22 protein-coding genes are annotated in these 20,119 nt (G+C 62.7%); 17 read left to right on the top strand and 5 right to left on the bottom strand.

From position 1 onward, the window contains the following. Positions 1-142 precede the first annotated feature (142 nt). From RI444_RS17425 to RI444_RS17380, 10 genes are all read left to right on the top strand, one after another. Positions 143-904 carry a YesL family protein gene (locus RI444_RS17425; RefSeq protein WP_179012865.1) on the top strand — a complete coding sequence of 254 codons (762 nt, stop codon included), beginning with the start codon at positions 143-145 and terminating at the stop codon, positions 902-904. Between the two features lie 287 nt (positions 905-1,191). Next, complete coding sequence (locus tag RI444_RS17420; RefSeq protein WP_062097805.1) at positions 1,192-2,724, top strand: extracellular solute-binding protein; 1,533 nt, start codon at positions 1,192-1,194, stop codon at positions 2,722-2,724. Next, entirely contained in the window at positions 2,721-3,695 is a 975-nt protein-coding gene (locus tag RI444_RS17415; protein ID WP_069695897.1) for an ABC transporter permease, read from the top strand. Before RI444_RS17420 ends, RI444_RS17415 begins: the two co-directional genes overlap by 4 nt. Beyond that, positions 3,695-4,567 (top strand): carbohydrate ABC transporter permease, encoded by an 873-nt coding sequence (locus tag RI444_RS17410; RefSeq protein ID WP_021474343.1) that lies wholly within the window; start codon positions 3,695-3,697, stop codon positions 4,565-4,567. Before RI444_RS17415 ends, RI444_RS17410 begins: the two co-directional genes overlap by 1 nt. A 30-nt stretch (positions 4,568-4,597) precedes the next feature. Then, positions 4,598-5,269, top strand: coding sequence for a rhamnogalacturonan acetylesterase (locus RI444_RS17405; protein ID WP_062097801.1), 672 nt, complete (start codon positions 4,598-4,600; stop codon positions 5,267-5,269). Beyond that, on the top strand, positions 5,266-5,991 hold the full coding sequence (locus RI444_RS17400; RefSeq protein ID WP_069695895.1) for a DUF1961 family protein: 726 nt from the start codon (positions 5,266-5,268) through the stop codon (positions 5,989-5,991). The genes RI444_RS17405 and RI444_RS17400 overlap by 4 nt, the downstream gene beginning before the upstream one ends. A 49-nt stretch (positions 5,992-6,040) precedes the next feature. Continuing rightward, entirely contained in the window at positions 6,041-7,048 is a 1,008-nt protein-coding gene (locus RI444_RS17395; protein WP_021474346.1) for an acetylxylan esterase, read from the top strand. A 220-nt stretch (positions 7,049-7,268) separates the two neighbouring features. Further along, the gene (locus RI444_RS17390; protein WP_021474347.1) at positions 7,269-8,417 is read left to right on the top strand and encodes a 3-deoxy-7-phosphoheptulonate synthase; all 1,149 of its coding nucleotides are present in this window, start codon (positions 7,269-7,271) and stop codon (positions 8,415-8,417) included. A 150-nt stretch (positions 8,418-8,567) separates the two neighbouring features. Beyond that, on the top strand, positions 8,568-8,780 hold the full coding sequence (locus tag RI444_RS17385; protein ID WP_021474348.1) for a helix-turn-helix domain-containing protein: 213 nt from the start codon (positions 8,568-8,570) through the stop codon (positions 8,778-8,780). A 171-nt stretch (positions 8,781-8,951) separates the two neighbouring features. Continuing rightward, positions 8,952-9,050, top strand: coding sequence for a 30S ribosomal protein bS22 (locus tag RI444_RS17380; protein WP_003792170.1), 99 nt, complete (start codon positions 8,952-8,954; stop codon positions 9,048-9,050). Positions 9,051-9,293: 243 nt separating this feature from the next. Here the strand turns inward: RI444_RS17380 and RI444_RS17375 are convergent, their stop codons facing one another. After that, on the bottom strand, positions 9,294-9,869 hold the full coding sequence (locus RI444_RS17375; protein ID WP_310649511.1) for an endonuclease domain-containing protein: 576 nt from the start codon (positions 9,867-9,869) through the stop codon (positions 9,294-9,296). 561 nt (positions 9,870-10,430) lie between these two features. After that, positions 10,431-11,246 carry an HAD family hydrolase gene (locus RI444_RS17370; RefSeq protein ID WP_021474351.1) on the bottom strand — a complete coding sequence of 272 codons (816 nt, stop codon included), beginning with the start codon at positions 11,244-11,246 and terminating at the stop codon, positions 10,431-10,433. A gap of 173 nt (positions 11,247-11,419) precedes the next feature. Here RI444_RS17370 and RI444_RS17365 point away from each other — a divergent pair, with 173 nt between their 5' ends. Continuing rightward, a complete protein-coding gene (locus tag RI444_RS17365; protein ID WP_021474352.1) occupies positions 11,420-11,674 on the top strand; it encodes a glutaredoxin family protein in 255 nt (84 codons plus the stop codon). A 75-nt stretch (positions 11,675-11,749) separates the two neighbouring features. Further along, positions 11,750-12,457 (top strand): redox-sensing transcriptional repressor Rex, encoded by a 708-nt coding sequence (locus tag RI444_RS17360; RefSeq protein ID WP_021474353.1) that lies wholly within the window; start codon positions 11,750-11,752, stop codon positions 12,455-12,457. A gap of 58 nt (positions 12,458-12,515) precedes the next feature. Here RI444_RS17360 and RI444_RS17355 read toward each other — a convergent pair whose 3' ends face one another. The 3 genes from RI444_RS17355 to RI444_RS17345 form a co-directional block, all read right to left on the bottom strand. Then, entirely contained in the window at positions 12,516-13,283 is a 768-nt protein-coding gene (locus tag RI444_RS17355; protein WP_062097793.1) for a hypothetical protein, read from the bottom strand. A 302-nt stretch (positions 13,284-13,585) separates the two neighbouring features. Further along, positions 13,586-14,302 carry a hypothetical protein gene (locus RI444_RS17350; protein ID WP_082694565.1) on the bottom strand — a complete coding sequence of 239 codons (717 nt, stop codon included), beginning with the start codon at positions 14,300-14,302 and terminating at the stop codon, positions 13,586-13,588. A 193-nt stretch (positions 14,303-14,495) separates the two neighbouring features. Continuing rightward, on the bottom strand, positions 14,496-15,047 hold the full coding sequence (locus RI444_RS17345; RefSeq protein WP_069695972.1) for a YceI family protein: 552 nt from the start codon (positions 15,045-15,047) through the stop codon (positions 14,496-14,498). Positions 15,048-15,251: 204 nt separating this feature from the next. Between RI444_RS17345 and RI444_RS17340 the strand changes: the two genes are divergently transcribed. Genes RI444_RS17340 through ccsB form a run of 5 tightly spaced genes read left to right on the top strand, consistent with a single transcriptional unit; the run spans position 15,252 to position 20,053 of the window. Further along, positions 15,252-15,917 carry a histidine phosphatase family protein gene (locus tag RI444_RS17340; RefSeq protein ID WP_031217170.1) on the top strand — a complete coding sequence of 222 codons (666 nt, stop codon included), beginning with the start codon at positions 15,252-15,254 and terminating at the stop codon, positions 15,915-15,917. A gap of 9 nt (positions 15,918-15,926) precedes the next feature. Further along, positions 15,927-16,535 carry a TlpA family protein disulfide reductase gene (locus tag RI444_RS17335; RefSeq protein ID WP_021474359.1) on the top strand — a complete coding sequence of 203 codons (609 nt, stop codon included), beginning with the start codon at positions 15,927-15,929 and terminating at the stop codon, positions 16,533-16,535. 4 nt (positions 16,536-16,539) lie between these two features. Beyond that, complete coding sequence (locus tag RI444_RS17330) at positions 16,540-17,295, top strand: cytochrome c biogenesis CcdA family protein (protein ID WP_021474360.1); 756 nt, start codon at positions 16,540-16,542, stop codon at positions 17,293-17,295. Continuing rightward, positions 17,295-18,992: a cytochrome c biogenesis protein ResB gene (locus RI444_RS17325; protein ID WP_062097790.1), complete on the top strand. Its 1,698-nt coding sequence runs from the start codon at positions 17,295-17,297 to the stop codon at positions 18,990-18,992. The genes RI444_RS17330 and RI444_RS17325 overlap by 1 nt, the downstream gene beginning before the upstream one ends. Then, positions 18,992-20,053: a c-type cytochrome biogenesis protein CcsB gene (gene ccsB / locus RI444_RS17320; protein WP_021474362.1), complete on the top strand. Its 1,062-nt coding sequence runs from the start codon at positions 18,992-18,994 to the stop codon at positions 20,051-20,053. Before RI444_RS17325 ends, ccsB begins: the two co-directional genes overlap by 1 nt. The last annotated feature ends 66 nt before the right edge of the window (positions 20,054-20,119 follow it).

The raw sequence follows: 20,119 nt of genomic DNA, 5'->3' as shown, positions 1-20,119 counted from the left end.
AAGCTACCGAGAAGATGTAACGATTCAAACAAACCCTTGACCGGCATAGCGGGACGCGGCTAGATTGCCTGAAACCGTTTACTTTGTGATGCCGCACACGCGGCTGCCAATTCTGCAACGATGGAGAAAGGGGGGGAGTTCCATGCCGTCTGGCGGACTCGGATTCCGGGCTTACACCTTCTTCGACACACTTCTCTGGATCGCCTGCCTCAACATTTTCTGGCTCACTTTCACCCTTCTGGGCGGGGTGGTCCTGGGTATAGGCCCAAGCACGACGGCCGCGCACATCCTGGTGCGCGACCGGGTTCGAGGAAACGCGGCGCCGCTGCTGAAGCGATTTGCGCGTGAGTACTTCAAGAACTTCCTCAAAGGGAATCTGCTGGGCGTTCCGGTGCTGTTGGTTGCCGTTGCCTTGTTCCTGAACTGGAGCTACTTCTCGGCCGGCTGGGACCTTGGCTCGCAGGTGGCATCCATGGCCGTTCTCCTGCTGGTCCTGTTCGCTGCGGGCGCCCTCTGCCACCTCTTCCCGATGTTTGCCCGCTACGAACTGACCATTCCCCAGTACTTCCTCATGTCTTCGCGCTTCGCCATGCGCCACCTGGCCGGGACGGCCATCCTGCTCTTTATGACGGCGGCCGCCGCGTTCGCGTGCCGCCAGGTTCCGGGGCTCATTCCGTTCTTCGGGGTCGGCGCCTGGCTGTACGTCACGGGCTGGTTGTGCGACCGCTTCTTCACAGCCAATGACGACGCCGTTGCCCAGGGAAGCGCGGCCGCTGATGGTGCCGCTGAGGTGCTGGCGCCGCCGGCCGCTTCCGGAGCAGCGTCACGTGTGACCGCTGCCCGGCCGGCTCTTGTTGCCACCGCCACCGCCGTGCCGGCAAACAAGGAGGCCAGCCTTGCGTGACCTTGGTCCCGAAGTGCCGGTAATGCGGCCTGTTTTGCACCGGGCCCTCGATGTCGCGCCTTGGGATGCCGTGGGTGCAGCTCCCTCGCCTGTCCCGCCTGGGCAAGCCATCCCCGGCCGGTCGCCAGGAGGGGATCTGAACACTCTGTCCGGCTCTGGCGGCGGCATTAATGAAACGTATCAAATTTTGGTGAGTACGCAGCTGTGGACCATCAAACGGTTCCACGGCGGCCGAAGCCTGGAACTCCCGACGGACACCAACCCCGAAGAAGTGGAAAAGGAACATCATGAACCGTAGAAGATCAACGCTCGCAGCCGCCGTCGTTGTTTCCGCCGCACTGGCGCTGACCGCATGCGGCGGGGGTGAGCCCCAAGCCGCCGACATGAAGAGCATCAGCATCATGGCGCCATTCCTTGAGGCGCAGCCGCCTTCCTCCGACGGGGCTGTACAGAAGAAGCTCGAAGAGATGACCGGCAAGGACATCACTATCTCGTGGGCACCGAATGCCTCGTACGAAGACAAGATGAACATCACCCTGGCTTCCTCGGACATTCCACAGGTGCTGGTGGTCCAGAGCAAGTCCCCGGGCTTCGTGAAGAACGCCGAGGCCGGGGCGTTCTGGGACCTGACGGACAAGCTCAAGGATTACCCCAACCTCAAGACCACCTTCCCTGAAGTCCAACAGAACGCAAGCGTCAACGGAAAGGTGTACGGGGTGTTCCGGGCCCGCAACCCGATCCGCGCGGCCGTGATGTTCCGGCAGGACTGGCTGGACAAAGTCGGCATGAAGGCTCCTGAAACGGTGGAAGACCTTTACAAAGTTGCCAAGGCCTTCACCGAACAGGATCCGGATGGCAACGGCCAGAATGACACCTACGGAATCACCATCCCCAAATGGGGATCGCTGGGCACCAACAGCCCCTACGACCTGATGGAAACCTGGTTTGGCGCAGGCAACCGCTGGACGGAACGGGACGGCAAGCTGGTCCCGAGCTTCGAAACGGACGAATTCCTCGAAGCCGACCGGTTCATCAAGAAGATGGTGGACGAGAAACTCATCAACCCGGATTTCGCCACCTTCGATCCCACCAAGTGGAACGAGCCGTTCTTCAACGGCAAGGGCGGAATCATCGTCGACGTCGACTCCCGGGTCAGCGTGCTGATCAACCTTTTCAAGCAGGCCAACCCTGCTGACTTCCAGAACAAAGTGGGCTTCGTGGGAAGCCTGAAGGGCCCGGACGGAGAACTGCACGCCCACCCCACGGACGGCTACTCGGGATTCCTGGCCATCCCCAAGTCCAGCGTCCGCACGGAAGCTGAGCTGGATAACGTCCTGAAGTTCCTGGACACCATGAACAGCAAGGAAGCGGCCGTGCTGTTGAACAACGGCATCGAAGGCGTCAACTTCACGGTCCAGGACAACCTCGCTGCCAAGATCACGCCGGAGACTCCGGAAGGCAAAGAAATCAACACCGACGTCAAGAGCTACTCACAGCTTGGCACCAACGTCACCGGCAACAACTTCTACGACGTCAAGCAGGCCTCCGAGTACGAACAAAAAGTGTTCGAAGACCGCCAGAACGTGATGGCCGAGGACCTCAAGAGCGCCGTCTACAACCCGGCCGCGGCCTTCGTCTCGCCAACCTACGTTGCCAAGGGCGCCCAGCTGGACAACATCGTTGCCGACGCCCGCATCAAGTACCTCGCCGGCCAGATCGATGAGCAGGGCCTGAAGGACGCCATCAAGCTGTGGAACACCAGCGGCGGTGACAAGGTCAAGGAAGAAATCAACAAGCTCTGGCAGGAAAACAAGAAGTGACAGCGCCCGTCGTTGAGACCAAAGCTCCGGAGCGGGCGGCCACGCAGCCGCCCGCCCCGGCGCGGCGGCGCGGTTTTGCCGTCCACTTCGCCCACTACAAGTGGCTCTACCTGCTCCTGCTCCCGGGGCTCCTGTACTTTGCGATCTTCCGGTACGGACCCATGTACGGGGTGTCCATCGCCTTCAAGGACTACGTTCCTTTCCTCGGCGTCAACGGCAGCCCCTGGGTGGGAACGCAGCATTTCCAGGACTTCTTCGCGAACCCTGACTTTCCCCGGCTGCTCGGCAACACGCTGATCCTTGCCTTCCTCAACCTGGGCATCGCGTTCCCGCTGACCATCGTGCTGGCGCTGCTGCTCAACGAAGTCCGGCTCAGCATCCTCAAGCGCACCGTCCAGACGCTCGTCTACATTCCGCACTTCCTGTCCTGGACCATCGTCGCGTCCCTGAGTTTCCTGTTGTTCGCGCTGGACATCGGCCCGCTCTTCCAGTTCGTCAACGGACTCTTCGGCACCAACGTGGACATCCTCTCCGATCCCAACTGGTTCCGGCCGCTGATCGTGCTCCAGGAAATCTGGAAGAACACCGGCTGGGGAACCATTATTTTCCTCGCCGCGCTGGCAACCGTTGACCAGGACCAGTACGAGGCCGCAATCATCGACGGCGCCGGCCGCTTCCGGCGTGTTTGGCACATCACCCTTCCCGGCATCCGGTCCACGGTGATCGTGATGCTCATCCTGGCCATCGGACAGATGCTCAACACCGGCTTCGAGCAGATCTACCTCATGACCAACGCACTCAACCGCAGTGTGGCCGATGTCTTCGATACCTACGTCTACTTTGTTGGCATCACCCAAGGCGCCTACAGCTATAGCACCGCCGTCGGGCTTTTCAAGTCGCTGGTGGGCATCGTGCTGATCTTCGGCACCAACTGGCTCTCAAAACGCTTCAACCAGAGCGGACTGTTCTAATGAAGATTCACAACACCCGAGGCGGGCGGATCTTCGACGCCGCCAACTACGTTTTCCTGTCCCTGGTGGGGATCGTCACCCTGCTGCCGTTCGTGTACGTCCTTGCCGGATCGTTCGCCTCCGAAGCGGAAATCACCAGGCGGCCGTTCTTCATCTGGCCTGAACAGTTCACGCTCGGTTCCTACGAGTACATCTTCTCCACGCCTGCGTTCACCAAGGCCCTGCTCACCACGGTGCTCGTGACCCTGGTGGGCACCCTGATCCAGCTCCTGCTGACGGTGACCATGGCCTACCCGCTGGCCAAGCGCGGACTCCGGGGCCGGAAGCTGATCCTTTCCCTGGTGGTCTTTGCCATGGTCTTCTCCGGCGGAATGATCCCCACCTTCCTTCTGGTCAAGGACCTCGGCCTCCTGAACACATACTGGGCGTTGATCCTGCCGGCAGCCATCAACCCGTTCAGCCTGATCATCATCAAGAACTTCTTCCAGGAGCTACCCGGAGAACTGGAGGAGTCCGCCAAGATGGACGGCGCTACGGAGATTGGAATTCTCTGGCGCATCCTGCTGCCGTTGTCCAAGCCCGTGCTGGCCACGTTTGCCCTGTTCTACGCCGTCGGGATCTGGAACGACTTCATGTCTCCGTTGCTGTACCTCAGCGACAACAGTATGTGGACCCTGCAGATGTACCTCCGGCAAGTGACGGCAGCGTCGGACCTCCTGGGTACCGGCAATGTGGACCCCACCTACATCCCGCCCGAGCAAGGCGTGAAATTCGCGGTGATCGTCGTGGCCACCCTGCCCATCCTTATCTTCTATCCCTTCCTCCAGAAGCACTTCGCCAAGGGAATGCTGATCGGCTCAGTGAAGGGCTGAGGCTCACAAGGCTCACACCAAAGGACAAACATGAAAATCCTCCTCGCGGGCGACTCCACAGTGGCGGCCTGCCCAAGTTACGAATACCCCATGAGCGGTTGGGGCGCCCACCTTGCGCCCGAAACCTACTGGTGGGCGGCCGTGCACAACTACGCCAAGGGCGGCGCCACTACGGAGTCGTTCCGCGAGGAAGGCCTCTGGCACCAGCTTCTCCATCAGACGGTCCAAGGCGACGTGGTCCTGATCCAGTTCGGACACAACGACCAGAAGCGCGCCCACCTCGCCGCCCGGACAGGCTACGCGGGGAACCTCCGGCGCATGGTTGCCGAGGTGCGTTCCAAGGGCGGGATTCCGATTTTGTGTACCCCGGTGGAACGACGGCATTTCGACGGCGGCGCCCTTCAGGAGACGCTCGGTGAGTATCCCGCCGTCGTGCGTGAACTCGGAGGCGAGCTGGGACTGGACGTCATCGACCTGAACCGCTGGACCCGCGCACTGTACCTGGAATTGGGGGAGGAGGGTTCCACGGAGCTGTTCTTCCACTTCGCACCCGGGGAGCATGCGCATTGGGTTGGCGGCCTCGAGGACAACACGCACTTTCATGAGAAGGGTGCGCGGTTGATCGCGGCTCACGTGGCGGGCGAACTGGAAACGCTCGGGTTTGGTCTGCCGGTGTCGTTGAGCGCAGGGGTGCAGGCTTGAGCGTCGCTACTGTTTACGGGAACAAGCTCAGGGGACCCGACGACGTTGCCGACTGGATCGCCGAGGGGCCGGTCCGGTTGGAAACATACGACGACGGTCCAGGCGACGACGGCGGTGCAGGCGACGACGGCGGGCCGGCGCTGCTGCTTTCGGGCGCGCTTGATCCTGAAGTCCGCGGCGACCATGCCCACTGGACGCTGTGGTGTCCCCGCGAATTGCCGGACCACGTCCGCATCACGTGGGAGTTCAAGCCGATCGAAGAACCGGGCTTGGCGATGGTGTTCTTTGCGGCCCGCGGCCACGGTGGCGAAGACCTGTTTTCCTCGGCCCTCACTCCGCGCACCGGGTTCTATCCGCAGTACCACTCCGGCGACATCGACGCCCTTCATATCTCCTACTTCCGGCACAAGTACGCTTCCGAGCGCGCGTTCCGCACCTGCAACCTCCGGAAGAGCGCCGGATTCGAACTCGTGGCGCAGGGAGCCGATCCGCTCCCGCCGGCCGAGGATGCGGATGGCTTCTACCGCATGGAAGTGGTCAAGGACGGGCCGGAGGTCCTTTTCTCCATCAACGGTTTGTCCTTGTTCGCATGGTCGGACCCGGCGGCCGTGCCCTTGGGCGGAGGCTACTTCGGGATCCGCCAGATGGCTCCGCTCCGGGCCGCCTACCGGAACCTGATGGTCGGGCCCCTAAGTGACGGAGACCACGCTGCCATGACGTAGGATGTCCTCAACTGCGCTACCACCAACCCCTCTCTCCTTGGAACGGACCATGCCTCTTTTCGACCTTCCCCTCGAACAGCTCCGCGACTACACCTCCAGCGCCGTCCAGCCGGCCGACCTCCAACCGTTCTGGGACCGGACCATTGAGGAAGCGCGCCAATTTTCCCTCGATGCCACCTTCGAGCCCGTCGACAACTACCTCGCCGTCATCGACACCTTTGACGTCACCTTCTCCGGCTTCGGCGGCCACCGGATCAAGGGCTGGCTGCACCTCCCCGCACACCTCCAGCCCGGGCAGCGCCTGCCCGTTGTGGTTGAGTTCATCGGCTACTCGGGTGGCCGGGGGCTGGCCAACCAGAACACACGCTGGGCGCAGGCCGGATACGCGCACTTCATCATGGACTCGCGCGGCCAGGGCTACGGCGGCGTTTCCGGCGATACCCCGGATCCCCATTCCTCTGCTGGGGACGTGGCCTATGCCGGCCTGATGACCCGCGGCATCCGGCACCAGGATGACTACTACTTCCGCCGTGTCTATGTTGACGCCTTCCGTGCCGTCGAAGCGGCACAGAGCCATCCCGCCGTCGACCCTTCCAAAGTGGTGCTGACGGGCATCAGCCAGGGCGGCGGCATCACCGTGGCCACCGCGGGGCTGGCAGCGGGAAGGCTCGACGGCGTTATCGCCGCCATGCCCGACGTCCCGTTCCTGCAGGACTTCCCGCGGGCCATCGACATTACTCCCCGCGGACCGTACCCGGAGATCGCCTCCTTCCTCGGCCGGCACCGGGACCGCTACGAGGCCATGCTCGCCGTGCTGAACTACTTCGACGGCGTGCACTTGGGGAGGGCCGCCACCGTTCCGGCCCTCTTCTCCGCCGCCCAAATGGACGACATTTGCCCGCCGTCCACTGTTTTTGCCGGCTACAACAACTACGGCCTTACCGGCGGTACCCCGGAAAAGGACATTGAGGTCTACCGTTTCAACAACCACGAGGGCGGGCAGGAACACCACTGGATCAAGCAGTTGCAGTTCCTGCGCAAACTTTTGTCATCATGACGGACGCGATTTGCCGGGGTTGATTCGCCGCGGTTATGGTGTGGCTATGACTAAGCGTTGGTATGCGTATTTTTCGTTGGCTCTGGAGGGGCCCGCGTCTAACTGACACGCATCCAACTTTCCTTCAGAGCCAACAGGGCAGAGATGATTCTCTGCCCTTCGCCATATCCGGCGGGTTCTGAAAAGGGGCCCGCTCCGCCACCGGAACAGGACCCAGAAAATGACCAGCATCGCCCACGAAACCGCTGCAGCCGCCCACCCCGTTGATGCCCTTGGCGCCGCGCAGCCCGCCACCTCCAACCTTCGGGTGGCCCGCTTCGAGCCCCTTCCGGCACCCCAGGACATCATCGCCGAGTTGCCGCTGGACGCCCGCTCGGCTGCCGTCGTCGACCGTGGCCGCGACGAAGTACGCGCCGTCATGGACGGCGTCGACGACCGGCTGCTGGTGATCGTGGGCCCCTGCTCCATCCATGACCCCAAGGCAGGCCTCGAATACGCCCGGCGGCTGGTCAGCCAGGCAGAAAAGCATAAGGAAGACCTGCTGATCGTCATGCGGACCTACTTCGAAAAGCCGCGCACCACCGTGGGGTGGAAGGGCCTCATCAACGATCCCCACCTGGACGGCAGCCATGACATCGCCTCCGGCCTCCGCGCCGCCCGCGGCTTCCTGAAGCAGGTCACTTCCTTGGGGTTGCCCACCGCCACGGAGTTCCTGGAACCCATCAGCCCGCAGTACATGGCTGACCTGGTTTCCTGGGGTGCCATCGGCGCGCGGACCACCGAAAGCCAGATCCACCGCCAGCTCGCCTCCGGACTGTCCATGCCCATCGGCTTCAAGAACGGTACCGACGGCGACCTCCAGGTAGCCATCGACGCTTGCGGCGCCGCTGCCGCCGAACAGGCCTTCCTGGGAATCGACGACGACGGCCGGGCGGCTTTGGTGGCAACCGCTGGAAACCCGGACACGCACGTGATTCTCCGCGGCGGACGCAAGGGCCCCAACTACTCGCAGGATGACGTGGCCCATGCCTCGGAAAAGCTCTCTTCGAAGGGCCTGAACCCCCGGCTGATCGTCGACGCAAGCCACGCCAACAGCGGGAAGAGCCACCACCGCCAGGCCGAAGTGGCGCTGGAGATCGGCGCCCAGCTGGAATCCGATCCGGCCACCCCCATCGCCGGCGTCATGCTGGAAAGCTTCCTGGTTGGCGGAGCGCAGAACCTGGACGTCGCCAAGCAGCTCGCGGGGGAACAGGACCTCGTCTACGGCCAGAGCGTCACGGATGCTTGCATGGAGTGGGACGTTACTGCTTCCGTTCTGGAGCAGCTGGCGGCCTCGGCCCGGAAGCGTCGGCTGGCGTCGGGGGAGTAGGCGGGAAGTACAGTCCCACTTTTCCCAAAGTGCTTTCACATTGGCACCATCAGCCTCTAGAGTATCTAGACATGGTTGTTTGATGGCTCAGCATCGGCACACCGTTCTGCTGGGGGTGTCCTATTGTCTGAGAGCAAAGGAATATGGGAAATGTCCGCGGAGACTAACTTCTCGAACGCGCGTTTCATGACGGTGGCCGAAGTGGCCGACGTCCTGCGCGTTTCCAAAATGACCGTGTACCGCTTGGTTCACTCCGGAGAAATGCCGGCCGTCAGGTTCGGCCGTTCTTTCCGTGTCCCCGAGGAGGCCGTCGCACAGTACCTGAAAGGTGCTGTTGTGGACGGGCAAACCGAGACCGCCTGAGTGCCGATTGTCCGCACAGCGGGCCGTGGTCATCGGGTACCTCTGCGAAGCGGTACCCTGTTAAGGAACGTTTTACGTCATTGTAAGAATCTGTCAGTTGTACTGTCTGCTGCTTTGTCCGCGGATCCGTTCCAACAGACAGGACCTTCATCTAGTTTGTAAGGAACTTTCGTGGGTTCAGTTATTAAGAAGCGCCGCAAGCGTATGGCCAAGAAGAAGCACCGCAAGCTGCTTCGCAAGACTCGCCACCAGCGCCGCAATAAGAAGTAGAAATACTTCATCAAGCGTGAATGCCCGTTGCCTCCAAGGTAACGGGCATTTCTGCATCCCCGCCCCTCCTGCATCCCTCTATCACCTCCCGCGCCCTTTAGGGTGCCCCTCTATCACCTCCCGCCGGTTGTGGGGGGTGTTCCTCTATCACGTTCCGCCGGTTTCGGGGCGTCCCTCTATCACCTCCCGCCCGTTTCGGGGTGTCCCTCTATCACCTCCCGCCGGTTTCGGGGCGTCCATCTATCACCCCCGGGCAAAGCCGGACTCGACCGAAGGGTCCATCCACGCCGTCCGCAGTGCCTTTTTGATCTGCTTCGTTGCAGAGACGAAGTCTTCTCCCGCGTCGTCTTTGTCGAATACCAAAACGGTCCATCCGGCCGCCCGAAAGGCTTTATCCCTGCGCATATCGCTGAGGATCTGTTCCTCCTCAAGGTGATGGCCGCCGTCGTACTGTATGGCGAGCCGGCGGGCCCTGAAGCCCAGGTCGGTAGTCGGCGAGAAGGGATCCCCTACCCGAAGTTTCACTTGGAGTTCAGGCTCCGGGAGGCCAGCATCGAGCATGGCGAGCCGAAGCCGCGTTTCCGGTGCCGAATCAGCGCCGACGCGCAAAAGCTCGAGGGCCTCACGCGCGCGGACGACGCCCTGCCTTCTGCGGTGACGGTCCAGCAGTGTGCGCAGTTCAGCGAGGGTTGTGTATGGAGCAGTTCGTCCTTCCAACTCCGGCCTCGGCACGCGTATGAGCTGATCTCCAACGCAGATGAGGTCGTATAACGGTAGTTGTGTGGCCAAGTCGAGCCACGTCCTCGAACGCGTGGTCATCCGAATTCCCTGCGTCTCTTCGACTTCACCGTCAAAGGCCAACACGGTATGTCCGACCACTCCTTTGCGGCGCACAGGCGGAAGCTTCCTGGGTTTGCTGAGGTGCAGTTCGTTGGAATCTGACAACCACGGCGGAAGGAAAAGTCCCTGTAATCTTGCGGCAGTAACGTGTGAAATCCATGCGCCCGGGCTGGCGGCGGACAACGACCGCGCTGCCGCTGCAAGGTCGAAATCCCACTCCACCGGTCGATAGAGGCCCCTGCTGACAGGATCGATGTCAGCTCGCCGCCATAGCTCGGTCTGTTGTAACCCCGCAGCTTTGGCTTCATTCAATGTAAAGGGCGCGTAAGGCAGTCTAGGGCTGATGAGAGAAGGCTTTTCCATAAAGGCATTGTTGCCGGAAAGCCTCGATGCCCGCAGAAGTTATCCACAGGTCGGCAGCCGATCTGACCGAGTGATAGAGGAAGCCGGAAAACGGGGCGGGATCTGATAGAGGAACCCGGAAAACCGGGCGGGAAGTGATAGAGGAAGCTGGGAAAGGCGGCGGGAGGTGATAGAGGATCAGCGGGGGGTGCGGAAGCGACTGAATCCCCGCCACAATCCATAAACAGCCCCACCCACCGTAGCGGCTTTGAGGCCGAGGGTCGCCGCGCGGCGACCGGAGCGGAAGTCGTAGACCGGCCAGTTGTTCTCGCGGGCGTGCTTGCGAAGCCGGGAATCAGGATTGATCACCACGGGATGGCCCACCATGGTGAGGAGGGGGATGTCATTGGCGGAGTCGCTGTAGGCCCAGCAGTGCTCCAAATCCAGGCCTTCCCTTTCAGCGACCAGGCTGACGGCGACTGCTTTGGCCGGACCATGCAGAATGTCGCCCACCAAGCGCCCGGTATACATACCGTCCTCGATCTCACCGACGGTACCCAAAGCGCCGGTCAGCCCAAGCCTGGTGGATATCACTGTGGCAACTTCGATAGGAGTTGCAGTAACCAGCCAGACGGGTCGACCAATTCGAAGATGCTGCTCCGCCAAGGCCTTGGTGCCGGGCCAAATCCTGGACTCGATCATTTCGTCGTAGACCTCTTCGCCAAGTGCTTTGATGTCATCGACAGTGATTCCTGCGGCGAGCGTTAAGGCCGAGTCCCGGACGGCATGGACATCATCCAGGTTTTCGCCACGCAATACGAATTTGAACTGTTTCCAGGCAAACCCCGCCGCCTGGGACAGCGTGAAGGCCCTTCGTTCGTACATTTTCCGGGCCACATGGAAGAGGCTCGCGCCCTTCATCAAGGTGTTGTCCACGTCGAAGAAAGCAGCCTCACCGGTATTCGACTGCGCTAGGGCAGCCGCGGCTATGGCGGCGTTATTCTCCTCGGGCATGCATTGAGTCTAGTCAATTGCCGCCGCCCCTCGCTGGGAGGCGCGTTCACGCCGCCCCGCGGGTGGGATGTGGGAGAGGGATGGTCGGGTGGGGGTGGGATGTGGGAGAGGGATGGTCGGGTGGGGGTGGGATGTGGCAGAGGGATGGGCTGGACGGGGGTTAACGTGGAGGCATGGCTACTCCCGACGTCGTCCTCCTCACCAAAGCTGACTGCCACCTCTGCACGGCGGCCCGCGCCGCCGTCGAGCGCGTGACCTCCGGGCTCGGAGTGGCGTGGACGGAGCAGCGGATCGAGGATGATCCTGAGCTGCAGCAGAAGTACGCAGAGGAGATCCCGGTGGTCCTGGTGGACGGCGTGCAGCGGGATTTTTGGACCATCGACGAACAGCGGTTGATGCGGATTCTCAAGAAGGCCCTGGCGGCCTGAGCGGCAGCAACCGGGAGGTAACGGCTTTTGTTGAGCGTGGCCGGGGGCCATAGAGTTGAACAACAAAGTGACGCAATGGAGAAAACCGTGACTGCGCTGGAACCGTCCCCTGAAGCAACAACGGGGGACCATGAATCTGCCACGAAGCAGATCCCGCCCGCGGCTGTGGCCCGGATGACCCTCTACTTGCGCGCGCTGAACTCGCTCCTGGCTGAAGGCGTGGAGCGGGTCTCTTCGGAGGCCTTGGCTGAGGCTTCCGGTGTCAGCTCCTCCACCCTCCGCAAGGACCTGTCCTACGTGGGGTCTTACGGCACCCGGGGGGTGGGCTACGAGGTGCAGAATCTCAGCCGCCACATCGCCGCTGCCATGGGGCTGACGCACGACTGGAAGGTCGCGATTGTTGGTGCCGGTAACCTCGGCAAGGCGCTGGCCCGGTACGGAGGGTTCGAGTCCCGTGGCTTCGATGTTGTTGCCATTTTCGACGCCGATCCCATGGTGATCGGCAACGAGGTGGGCTGGCTGCGGGTCAGCGATGCCGCCGAGCTGGAACGCGTCTTGGAGCGGACCCACGCCAACATGGTGGTGTTGGCGCTCCCTGCAACAGTTGCCCAGCAAGTCTGCGACCGGGTTATCGCCGCGGGGATCCGTAGCATCCTGAGCTTCGCACCCGTGCTCCTTCAGGTCCCGCCGCACGTCAACCTGCGGAAAGTCGACATGGCCACCGAGCTGCAGATCCTGGCGTACCACGCACAACGGGCACAGACTCCGGGCGAGGCCGTTTAGCCCGCCGGGTCCGTGCCCGTCGTTGAAAGTTCACGGCCTCTGACCGTGAAGTGATGGCCTAGCGGCCGTAAGGGTTCTGGTACGGGTTGCCGAAGGCCTGCTGCTTACGGAAGTAGGGAGCAGTAGCCGGCAGGTAAAGCAACACCATCGCGGCAACGCCGAGCAGGATGGTGATGGTGCCCACGCCGATCTGGGTCAGGCCGAGAAGCGAAATCGCAGCGAAGACCGTGCCCAGGATGCGGGCCCAGTTCTTGCCCTTGCGGATCTTGAAGGCGACCAAGGCATACAGCCCGGCCATGATGAGCGAAATGATGACCACGAACGTGATGGCAACGCCAACGATGCTGCTCACCGAGATTTCGCTTCCGCTGGTGCCCTGCGCATCAAGGGCGTCCTGAATCATGGACTGGCCTTCGCTGGAGTTCAGCAGGGCGATGGTTATGGGGATGGAGATCAGGGTCAGGATGCCGGCAGCAAGGATCATCCAGAAGGAAACGTTGACCAGTTGGGGGACGCCGCTGGGACCGGGCTGCTGGCTGGGCCAGTTGGTGTCCTGCCCGTACTGCGGAGCAGCTTGGCCGTAAGGCGAACCCTGCTGCCCATACTGGGGAGCCTGCTGCCCGTACTGCGGTGCCTGTTGACCATACTGTGGGGCTTGCTGGCCATACTGCGGCGTCTGCTGACCGTACTGGGGAGCCGCCGGCTGCCCGTACTGCGGCGCCTGCGGCTGGGACTGCTGGCCGTACTGCGGTGTTGAGGGCTGGGACCCCTGCTGCTCGGGGCCGGAGTCGCCCGGGTTCGAGGGCGGGTAGGGAGGGTTGCTCATGGCATTCCTTTGCTTGTTCGACTGCTGGTACGGCTACCGGGGTCCACAAAATACCCTGCCCCCAGCATGGTTCTGAATCCACCGTACCCCGACCGTTTGGCGGTGGGGACGAGCACACGCTGGAATTTCCCGCGTGTGGATAAATCATCATGTGGGCGTACAAAGACCGCGGGAAATACGCCTTCGTGATGAAGGCCGCGGCCCCCAATAAGGGCCGCGGCCTTCCGCGCTTGAGCAACGCCCGACGGCGGAACTGGAGTCCGGCGCCGGTCATAACGCCCGACGGCGGAGCATCGGTTTGGTCAGGCAGTGCCCTTGACTGCCTTGAACCAAAGTTGCGAGTTGGGAAGCCACATGAGGACAACGGCTACGGCGCTGACAAGGAAGCCGAACCAGTTGCTGCCCAGCCCGGTGCTTGGACCGCCCATGTTGATGGATCCGAAGATGGCGAGCACCAGTGACACGGCGGCAATGGCGGTGAGCGCCAGGCGCGCCCATTCCTTGCCTTCCTTCATCTTCATGGCCAGCACCACTTGGGCTGCGGCCACGGCGAGGCTCACGAGGAGCAGTACCAGTGCTACGGCTGCCAGGGCCGGAATGAAGGCGAAGGCCGCGATGATGGCGAAAAGTCCGATCAGCCCGAACAGCAACCCAACCAGGCCCGAGATCACCCAGATGAAATAGGACACTTTCAGCTCGGTGGGCAGGCCTTGGGTCTTGAACATGCCGGAGAAGCCACCCTGGGGGAGGACATCGTTGAAGCTCCGGGGACCGTCGGTGGGCATTTCGAAGTGGAACCCGCCGGGCTGGCCCGCAGCAGGCTGCGAATACTGGCCCGGCTGTGAATACTGGCCGGGCTGGGACTGCTGACCCGGAGACTGATAACCCGGGGGCGGCTGGTAGCCCTGGGGAGGTTGGTAGCCCTGCGGAGGCTGGTAACCCGCAGGAGGAACATTGCCGGGCTGCGGAGGCTGGGCGCCGGGCTGCTGTGGCTGTGGTGCTTCGTCTGGGTTACTCATGGCATCACTCTAGACCGCAGGGTGTACGAAACATAGGAAATTCCGGACCAACGATTTGGGTAGATACGCGCAGGTCAGCCAGCTATTGGCCCGGCGAGTTCCGAGCATGCGGAAACGGCGCCTCCGCCCAGCCCCGTGGGGGCTCACCTGATGCGGTGAGGGGGAGACGCCGTTCCGTGGAAAAGCGGGGAAATCAGGCAGCGGCCGGTGCGATGAAGGCGAGTTCGAGGTTGATGGCAACCTTGTCGCTGACCAGGACGCCGCCGGCCTCGAGCACGGCGTTCCACGTGAGGCCGAAGTCCTTGCGGCTGATGGTGGTTTCGCCGGAGACGCCGGCGCGGGTGTTGCCGAACGGATCTACGGCCACGCCGTTGAACTCGGTCTCGATGGCAACTTCCTTGGTGACACCCTTGATGGTGAGATCGCCCACAAGGTCGAAGCCGTCTCCGTTGGCCTTGACGTGGCGGGAGACGAAGGTGATCTCCGGGAACTTCTCCACGTCGAAGAAGTCCTCGCCCTTGACGTGGGCGTCGCGGTTGGCGTCACCGGAGTCGAAGCTGGCGGTCTGGATGGTGGCGGTCACCTTGGAGTCCGTGAGGGTTTCGCCGACCTCCAGGGTGGCGGATGCGTCCTTGAACTGGCCGCGAACCTTGCTGATACCGGCGTGACGTACGGTGAAAGCGATCTCGCTGTGGGAGTTGTCGAGGGTCCAAGTGCCGGTGGTGACGTTGGCGGGGAGGGTCATCATGGTGTTGCTCCTGTGTGGTGGAAGGGATAGTGCTTACCCGGCTGAACCTGATTACTTGAAGCATCAACCGAGCTTCGTATCCAGTATAAACATGCATATGCATCTTTTATTCCGCCTCGCCGGAACATTTTTGGAAAACTTTGAGTTCTACTAGCGGTAGAAGATTTCAGATCGCTCCGTATCTTTGAGAAACTGGTAAACATGCCCCACGCAACTGTCCATCTGCTCCGCCATGGCGAAGTCCATAATCCCGATGGCGTCCTGTATGGTCGGCTGCCCGAATTCCACCTCTCCGAACGGGGCAGGGACATGGCCCGCATGCTTGCCGAGCACTTCACGGCGCGTGCAGGAAACGGCGCGAAGATCGTCCATCTGGTGGCCTCGCCACTGACGCGCGCCCAGGAAACTGCCATGCCCACGGCGGAAGCACTTGGCCTGGAGATCACTACCGACCCGCGCATCATCGAGGCGGAGAACCACTTCGAGGGGCTCCACCCGACCAAGAGCGAGTTCCTGAAGCCCAAGCACTGGTACTACTTCCGCAATCCGTTGCGGCCTTCCTGGGGCGAACCGTACAAGGAACAGGCGGCCCGCGTGTTCGCCGCGGTCCAGGATGCCCGCCTGAAGGCCCTTGAACTGGGCGGTGAGGGAGCAGAAGCAATCCTCGTCAGCCACCAGCTGCCCATCTGGGCTACCCGCCTGTCCGCGGAGGGCCGGCCGTTGGCCCACGACCCCCGGAAGCGTGAATGCACCCTGACGTCATTGACGTCGTTGGTGTTTGACGAAGACGGCAAGATCCTCCGCGTCGAGTACAGCGAGCCCGCGGCAGTCCTGCTGCCCGGTGCTGCCAGCACCCCGGGGGCATGAAAGCGAATCATGGATAAGAAGAACCTCACGCGCCGCAGTGCGCTCGCTGCCGGCGGCGTCCTCCTGGCAGGGCTCACCATGGGCCTCTCTGCCTGTGCCCAGGAGGATTCCCTTGCCGAACAGGCGCGCAAAGGCGACAACAAGAACTACGTTGCAGGCGACGGCTCCGTGACCGAGTTTGCCAAGGCTGACCGCAGTGCACCTGTGGCGCTCAAGGGAACCCTCTTTGACGGAACGGCCGTAACCCCGGACGTCCTCAAGGGAAAAGTCACGGTGCTGAACTTCTGGTTCGCCGCCTGCGCGCCCTGCCGGGTGGAAGCGCCGCAGCTCGAAGCGCTGCACCAGGAGTACAAGGACCAGGGCGTCCAGTTCTTCGGGGTCAACCTGCGTGACGAAAAAGCCACCGCCGAAGCGTTCGACAAGACCTTCAACGTCACCTACCCGAGCTTCAATGACAAGGACGGGGCGGTCCTGCTCTCCGTCTCCGGCATTGTTCCGCCCGGCGCCGTACCCACCACCCTGGTGCTGGACAAGGACGGCAAAGTTGCCTCCCGTGTGCTGGGCGAGATCGAAAAGAGCACGCTCAAGGCCCTGATCGCTTCAGCCGTGGCCGAGTAGTCCCATGAACAGTCCCTTCGCCGAAACCATCCTGAACGGATCGTTGCTGCTGGCCGTGCCGGTGGCTCTTTTGGCGGGCCTTGTCTCCTTTCTTTCCCCGTGCGTGCTGCCGCTCGTCCCGGGTTACCTTGGCTACGTCACCGGGCTGACCGGCGTCGACCTTCAACGGCAGCGGCGGGGCCGCATGCTGGCCGGGATCGGCCTGTTCGTGCTGGGCTTTTCGGTCATCTTCGTGCTCCTGGGCGGGGCGTTCGGCCAGCTGGGCACAGTGCTCACCGGCAGCCAAAACGCTTGGATCACCCAGCTCTTGGGGGTCCTGGTGATCATCATGGGCGTCGTGTTCATGGGCGGCTTCTCCTGGTTGCAGCGCGACGCGAAGATCCACGCCAAACCTCCCGCTGGCCTGTGGGGTGCTCCGTTGCTTGGGCTGACGTTCGGCCTGGGGTGGGCCCCGTGCATCGGACCGACGTATTCGGCCGTGCAGCTGCTGAGCCTTTCCGGAGGATCGTCCGCGGCGAAGGGTGCGCTGCTCGCCTTCGTTTACAGCCTGGGACTGGGGGTGCCGTTCCTGTTGATCGCGCTGGCCGTCCGGCGTGGCATGGGCGTGATGTCCTTCTTCCGCAAGCACCGCCTGGCCATCCAGCGGATCGGCGGCGGCATCCTGATTTTGCTTGGCATTCTCATGGCCACAGGAGTGTGGGGTCATTGGGTGACTGAGTTGCAGTACTGGTTCCAAACCGACGTGAAGTTGCCGATCTGATGAGCGAGTCCGTGAAATCCACCAAGAAGTCTCCCGCCGAAGGACCTGACGCAGGCAAGCTCCAGCAAGCAAAGTCGGACGCCGCGCTGCCCACGTTGGGTGTTGGCGGCATGCTCCGTTGGGCCTGGACGCAGCTCACCAGCATGCGCACGGCCCTGTTCCTGCTGCTCCTGCTTGCGGTTGCCGCAGTGCCCGGATCGCTGTTCCCGCAACGGCCCGCGAACCCCGCAGTGGTGACCGACTGGATCAAGAACAACCCGACGTCGGGCCCGTTCCTGGATGCTGTGCAGATGTTCGACGTCTACTCCTCGGCGTGGTTCTCGGCCATCTACCTGCTGTTGTTCATTTCGCTGATCGGTTGCGTCACGCCCCGGGCCATTGCGCACTACAAGGCCATGAAGTCCCAGCCCCCGCGTACGCCCAAGCGCCTGTCGCGGCTTCCGGAGTACGGCACGCTGGTGTTGGCCGCCGACGCCGGGATCCCGGCGTCGAAGGCCATCACCGATGCCGCCGGGGTTCTGAAGAAGCGCGGCTACCGCGTTGAGGTCAGGGACGCCGACGGCGATCTGCCGAGCCTGGGCGCCGAGCGCGGCTTCATGAAGGAAGTGGGAAACCTGATTTTCCACACGTCGCTGATCGGCGTGCTGGTGTCAGTGGCCATCGGCGGGCTGTTCGGCTACAGCGGTCAGCGCATCCTTGTGGAGGGCGACACGTTCGTCAACACCCTGGTGGGCTACGACCAGTTCTCCCCGGGCACCAACTTCCAGAGCGGCTGGCTGCAGCCGTACTCGGTCCGTCTGGACAAATTCCAAGCGACTTTTGACAGGGAATCGCCCCGGAAGACCGGCCAGCCGATCGACTACACGGCCGAGGTGACCACCAAGGAAAACACGGACGCTCCCGAGAAGAAGGAGATCCTCAAGGTCAACGACCCCATCTCCCTGGGCGGAACCAGCATGTACCTCACGGGTAACGGTTACGCCCCGGTGGTCACTGTCCGCGACGGCGAGGGCAATGTAGCGTTCCAAGGCCCGGTTACTGCCAAGGTCCAGGGCGACAACTACTACTCTTCGGTGGTCATCAAGGTTCCGGACGGCAAGCCGGACCAGTTGGGTTTCAACGGCTTCTTCCTGCCCACCGCGTTCGAAACGGAAGAAGGGATCTCCTTCAGTGCCGATCCCGCCCTGGCCAACCCCCAGCTCACCCTCGACTCGTACTACGGCGATCTGGGACTGGACAATGGTGTTCCCCAGAACGTCTTCGAGCTTGACGTCAGCGACCTCACCCAGTTGAACGGACGCAAGCTCGAGGCCGGCGGCATCACGCTTGTCCTGGGCCAGACCGCAACGCTCCCGGAGGGCAAGGGAAGCATCACTTTCGACAGCGTCAAGAAGTACGTCGGTGTGGACATCCACCACAACCCGGGCCAGCTGTACGCGTTGATCTTCGGCCTTCTGGCCGTTGCCGGCCTGGTGACCTCGCTTTACATCAGCCGCCGCCGCGTGTGGGTCCGGACCGGAACCCACCAGGACGGCCGCACCATGATCGAGTACGGCCTCCTGGCCCGCGGCGAAGACCACCGCCTGGCCGGCGAAGCAGCGGCCATCAGGGAACTCCTGGCCAACGAATGGCAGATATCCCCGCACCCCAGTGACACTCCCGACACCGTCTCTTCCACAACCCAGAAGGACCAGTAATGCCCGCTATCAACGAAACCCTGGGCCAGTACAGTGAGCTCTTCATGCTGTTGGCCGCCGGCACATACACTATTGCGTTCCTTGCTTTCCTCTGGGACCTGGCCAAGAGCAGCAAGACCCTGCGTGCCGTTGACCTGAAGGCGGCAGCGGGTTCGACGACGCAAAAGGTTGCCGTTGCGGCCGGCCGAATCGGCTTGGGTGCCTCCGACGCCGCAGGGCCGGCGGACCGTGGCGAGCGTCCGACGTCGGGCCCTACCGTTGCTGAGTCGACGGCAGCGGGCGACATGAAGTACGCAGGCGAACGCCGGGCTGCCGCCCGGGTGGGCGTAGCACTGACCGTCCTGGGTGTCCTCATCCACGGTGCCGGCGTCCTCACGCGTGCGCTGGGTGCCGGCCGCGTGCCGTGGGGCAACATGTACGAGTTCCTCACCACGGGTGCTTTCGTGGCGGTGGCGGTCTTCCTTATCGCGCTGATCCGCAGGGACCTCCGCTTCCTGGGCACGTTCGTGGTTGGCCTGGGCATCATCATGCTCGTTGCCGCGTCCGTGGCTTTCTGGACTCCCGTGGGCCACCTCGTTCCCGCGTTGCAGAGCTACTGGCTGATCATCCATGTGTCCATTGCGGTGCTGTCCTCTGCGCTGTTCACCCTGACGTTCGCGATGTCCGCGCTGCAGCTGCTCCAGTCCTACCGCCAGAAGAACCTGGCCGCAGGCCGCGCGGACAACCTGGCGTTCCTGCGCGTCGTCCCCAACGCCTTGAGCCTGGAGAACCTTTCCTACCGGATCAACACCGTGGCCTTTGTCGGCTGGACCTTCACCCTGATGTTCGGTGCCATCTGGGCCGAAAAGGCGTGGGGCCGTTTCTGGGGCTGGGACCCCAAGGAAGTGTGGACGTTCGTCATCTGGGTGGTCTACGCCGGCTACCTCCACGCCAGGGCAACCCGCGGCTGGACCGGAACGCGTGCTGCATGGTTGTCGATCGTGGGCTACGCCTGTGTGATCATCAACTTCACGCTGGTGAACACGGTCTTCAACGGCCTGCACTCGTACTCAGGCCTCTAAAGCCGTACCGCCCTGCCGGCCGAATGTTGGCCGGCAAAGCCGCGACCATGGCCTGATCTGGGCTTT

The sequence above is a fragment of the Paenarthrobacter sp. AT5 genome, assembly GCF_032764245.1.
Classification (GTDB): Bacteria; Actinomycetota; Actinomycetes; order Actinomycetales; family Micrococcaceae; genus Arthrobacter; species Arthrobacter ureafaciens.
This window is presented reverse-complemented; position numbering and strand designations above follow the sequence as displayed.

Excerpts from the sequence above, each read along its gene's own strand:
- ccsB (WP_021474362.1), top strand. The coding sequence starts at position 18,992 with ATGCCCGCTATCAACGAAACCCTGGGCCAGTACAGTGAGCTCTTCATG.
- RI444_RS17395 (WP_021474346.1), top strand. The coding sequence starts at position 6,041 with ATGCCTCTTTTCGACCTTCCCCTCGAACAGCTCCGCGACTACACCTCC.
- RI444_RS17370 (WP_021474351.1), bottom strand. The coding sequence starts at position 11,246 with ATGCCCGAGGAGAATAACGCCGCCATAGCCGCGGCTGCCCTAGCGCAG.
- RI444_RS17390 (WP_021474347.1), top strand. The coding sequence starts at position 7,269 with ATGACCAGCATCGCCCACGAAACCGCTGCAGCCGCCCACCCCGTTGAT.
- RI444_RS17335 (WP_021474359.1), top strand. The coding sequence starts at position 15,927 with ATGGATAAGAAGAACCTCACGCGCCGCAGTGCGCTCGCTGCCGGCGGC.
- RI444_RS17340 (WP_031217170.1), top strand. The coding sequence starts at position 15,252 with ATGCCCCACGCAACTGTCCATCTGCTCCGCCATGGCGAAGTCCATAAT.
- RI444_RS17385 (WP_021474348.1), top strand. The coding sequence starts at position 8,568 with ATGTCCGCGGAGACTAACTTCTCGAACGCGCGTTTCATGACGGTGGCC.
- RI444_RS17350 (WP_082694565.1), bottom strand. The coding sequence starts at position 14,302 with ATGAGTAACCCAGACGAAGCACCACAGCCACAGCAGCCCGGCGCCCAG.
- RI444_RS17365 (WP_021474352.1), top strand. The coding sequence starts at position 11,420 with ATGGCTACTCCCGACGTCGTCCTCCTCACCAAAGCTGACTGCCACCTC.
- RI444_RS17330 (WP_021474360.1), top strand. The coding sequence starts at position 16,540 with ATGAACAGTCCCTTCGCCGAAACCATCCTGAACGGATCGTTGCTGCTG.
- RI444_RS17360 (WP_021474353.1), top strand. The coding sequence starts at position 11,750 with ATGGAGAAAACCGTGACTGCGCTGGAACCGTCCCCTGAAGCAACAACG.
- RI444_RS17345 (WP_069695972.1), bottom strand. The coding sequence starts at position 15,047 with ATGACCCTCCCCGCCAACGTCACCACCGGCACTTGGACCCTCGACAAC.
- RI444_RS17325 (WP_062097790.1), top strand. The coding sequence starts at position 17,295 with ATGAGCGAGTCCGTGAAATCCACCAAGAAGTCTCCCGCCGAAGGACCT.
- RI444_RS17425 (WP_179012865.1), top strand. The coding sequence starts at position 143 with ATGCCGTCTGGCGGACTCGGATTCCGGGCTTACACCTTCTTCGACACA.
- RI444_RS17355 (WP_062097793.1), bottom strand. The coding sequence starts at position 13,283 with ATGAGCAACCCTCCCTACCCGCCCTCGAACCCGGGCGACTCCGGCCCC.
- RI444_RS17420 (WP_062097805.1), top strand. The coding sequence starts at position 1,192 with ATGAACCGTAGAAGATCAACGCTCGCAGCCGCCGTCGTTGTTTCCGCC.
- RI444_RS17375 (WP_310649511.1), bottom strand. The coding sequence starts at position 9,869 with ATGACCACGCGTTCGAGGACGTGGCTCGACTTGGCCACACAACTACCG.
- RI444_RS17410 (WP_021474343.1), top strand. The coding sequence starts at position 3,695 with ATGAAGATTCACAACACCCGAGGCGGGCGGATCTTCGACGCCGCCAAC.
- RI444_RS17405 (WP_062097801.1), top strand. The coding sequence starts at position 4,598 with ATGAAAATCCTCCTCGCGGGCGACTCCACAGTGGCGGCCTGCCCAAGT.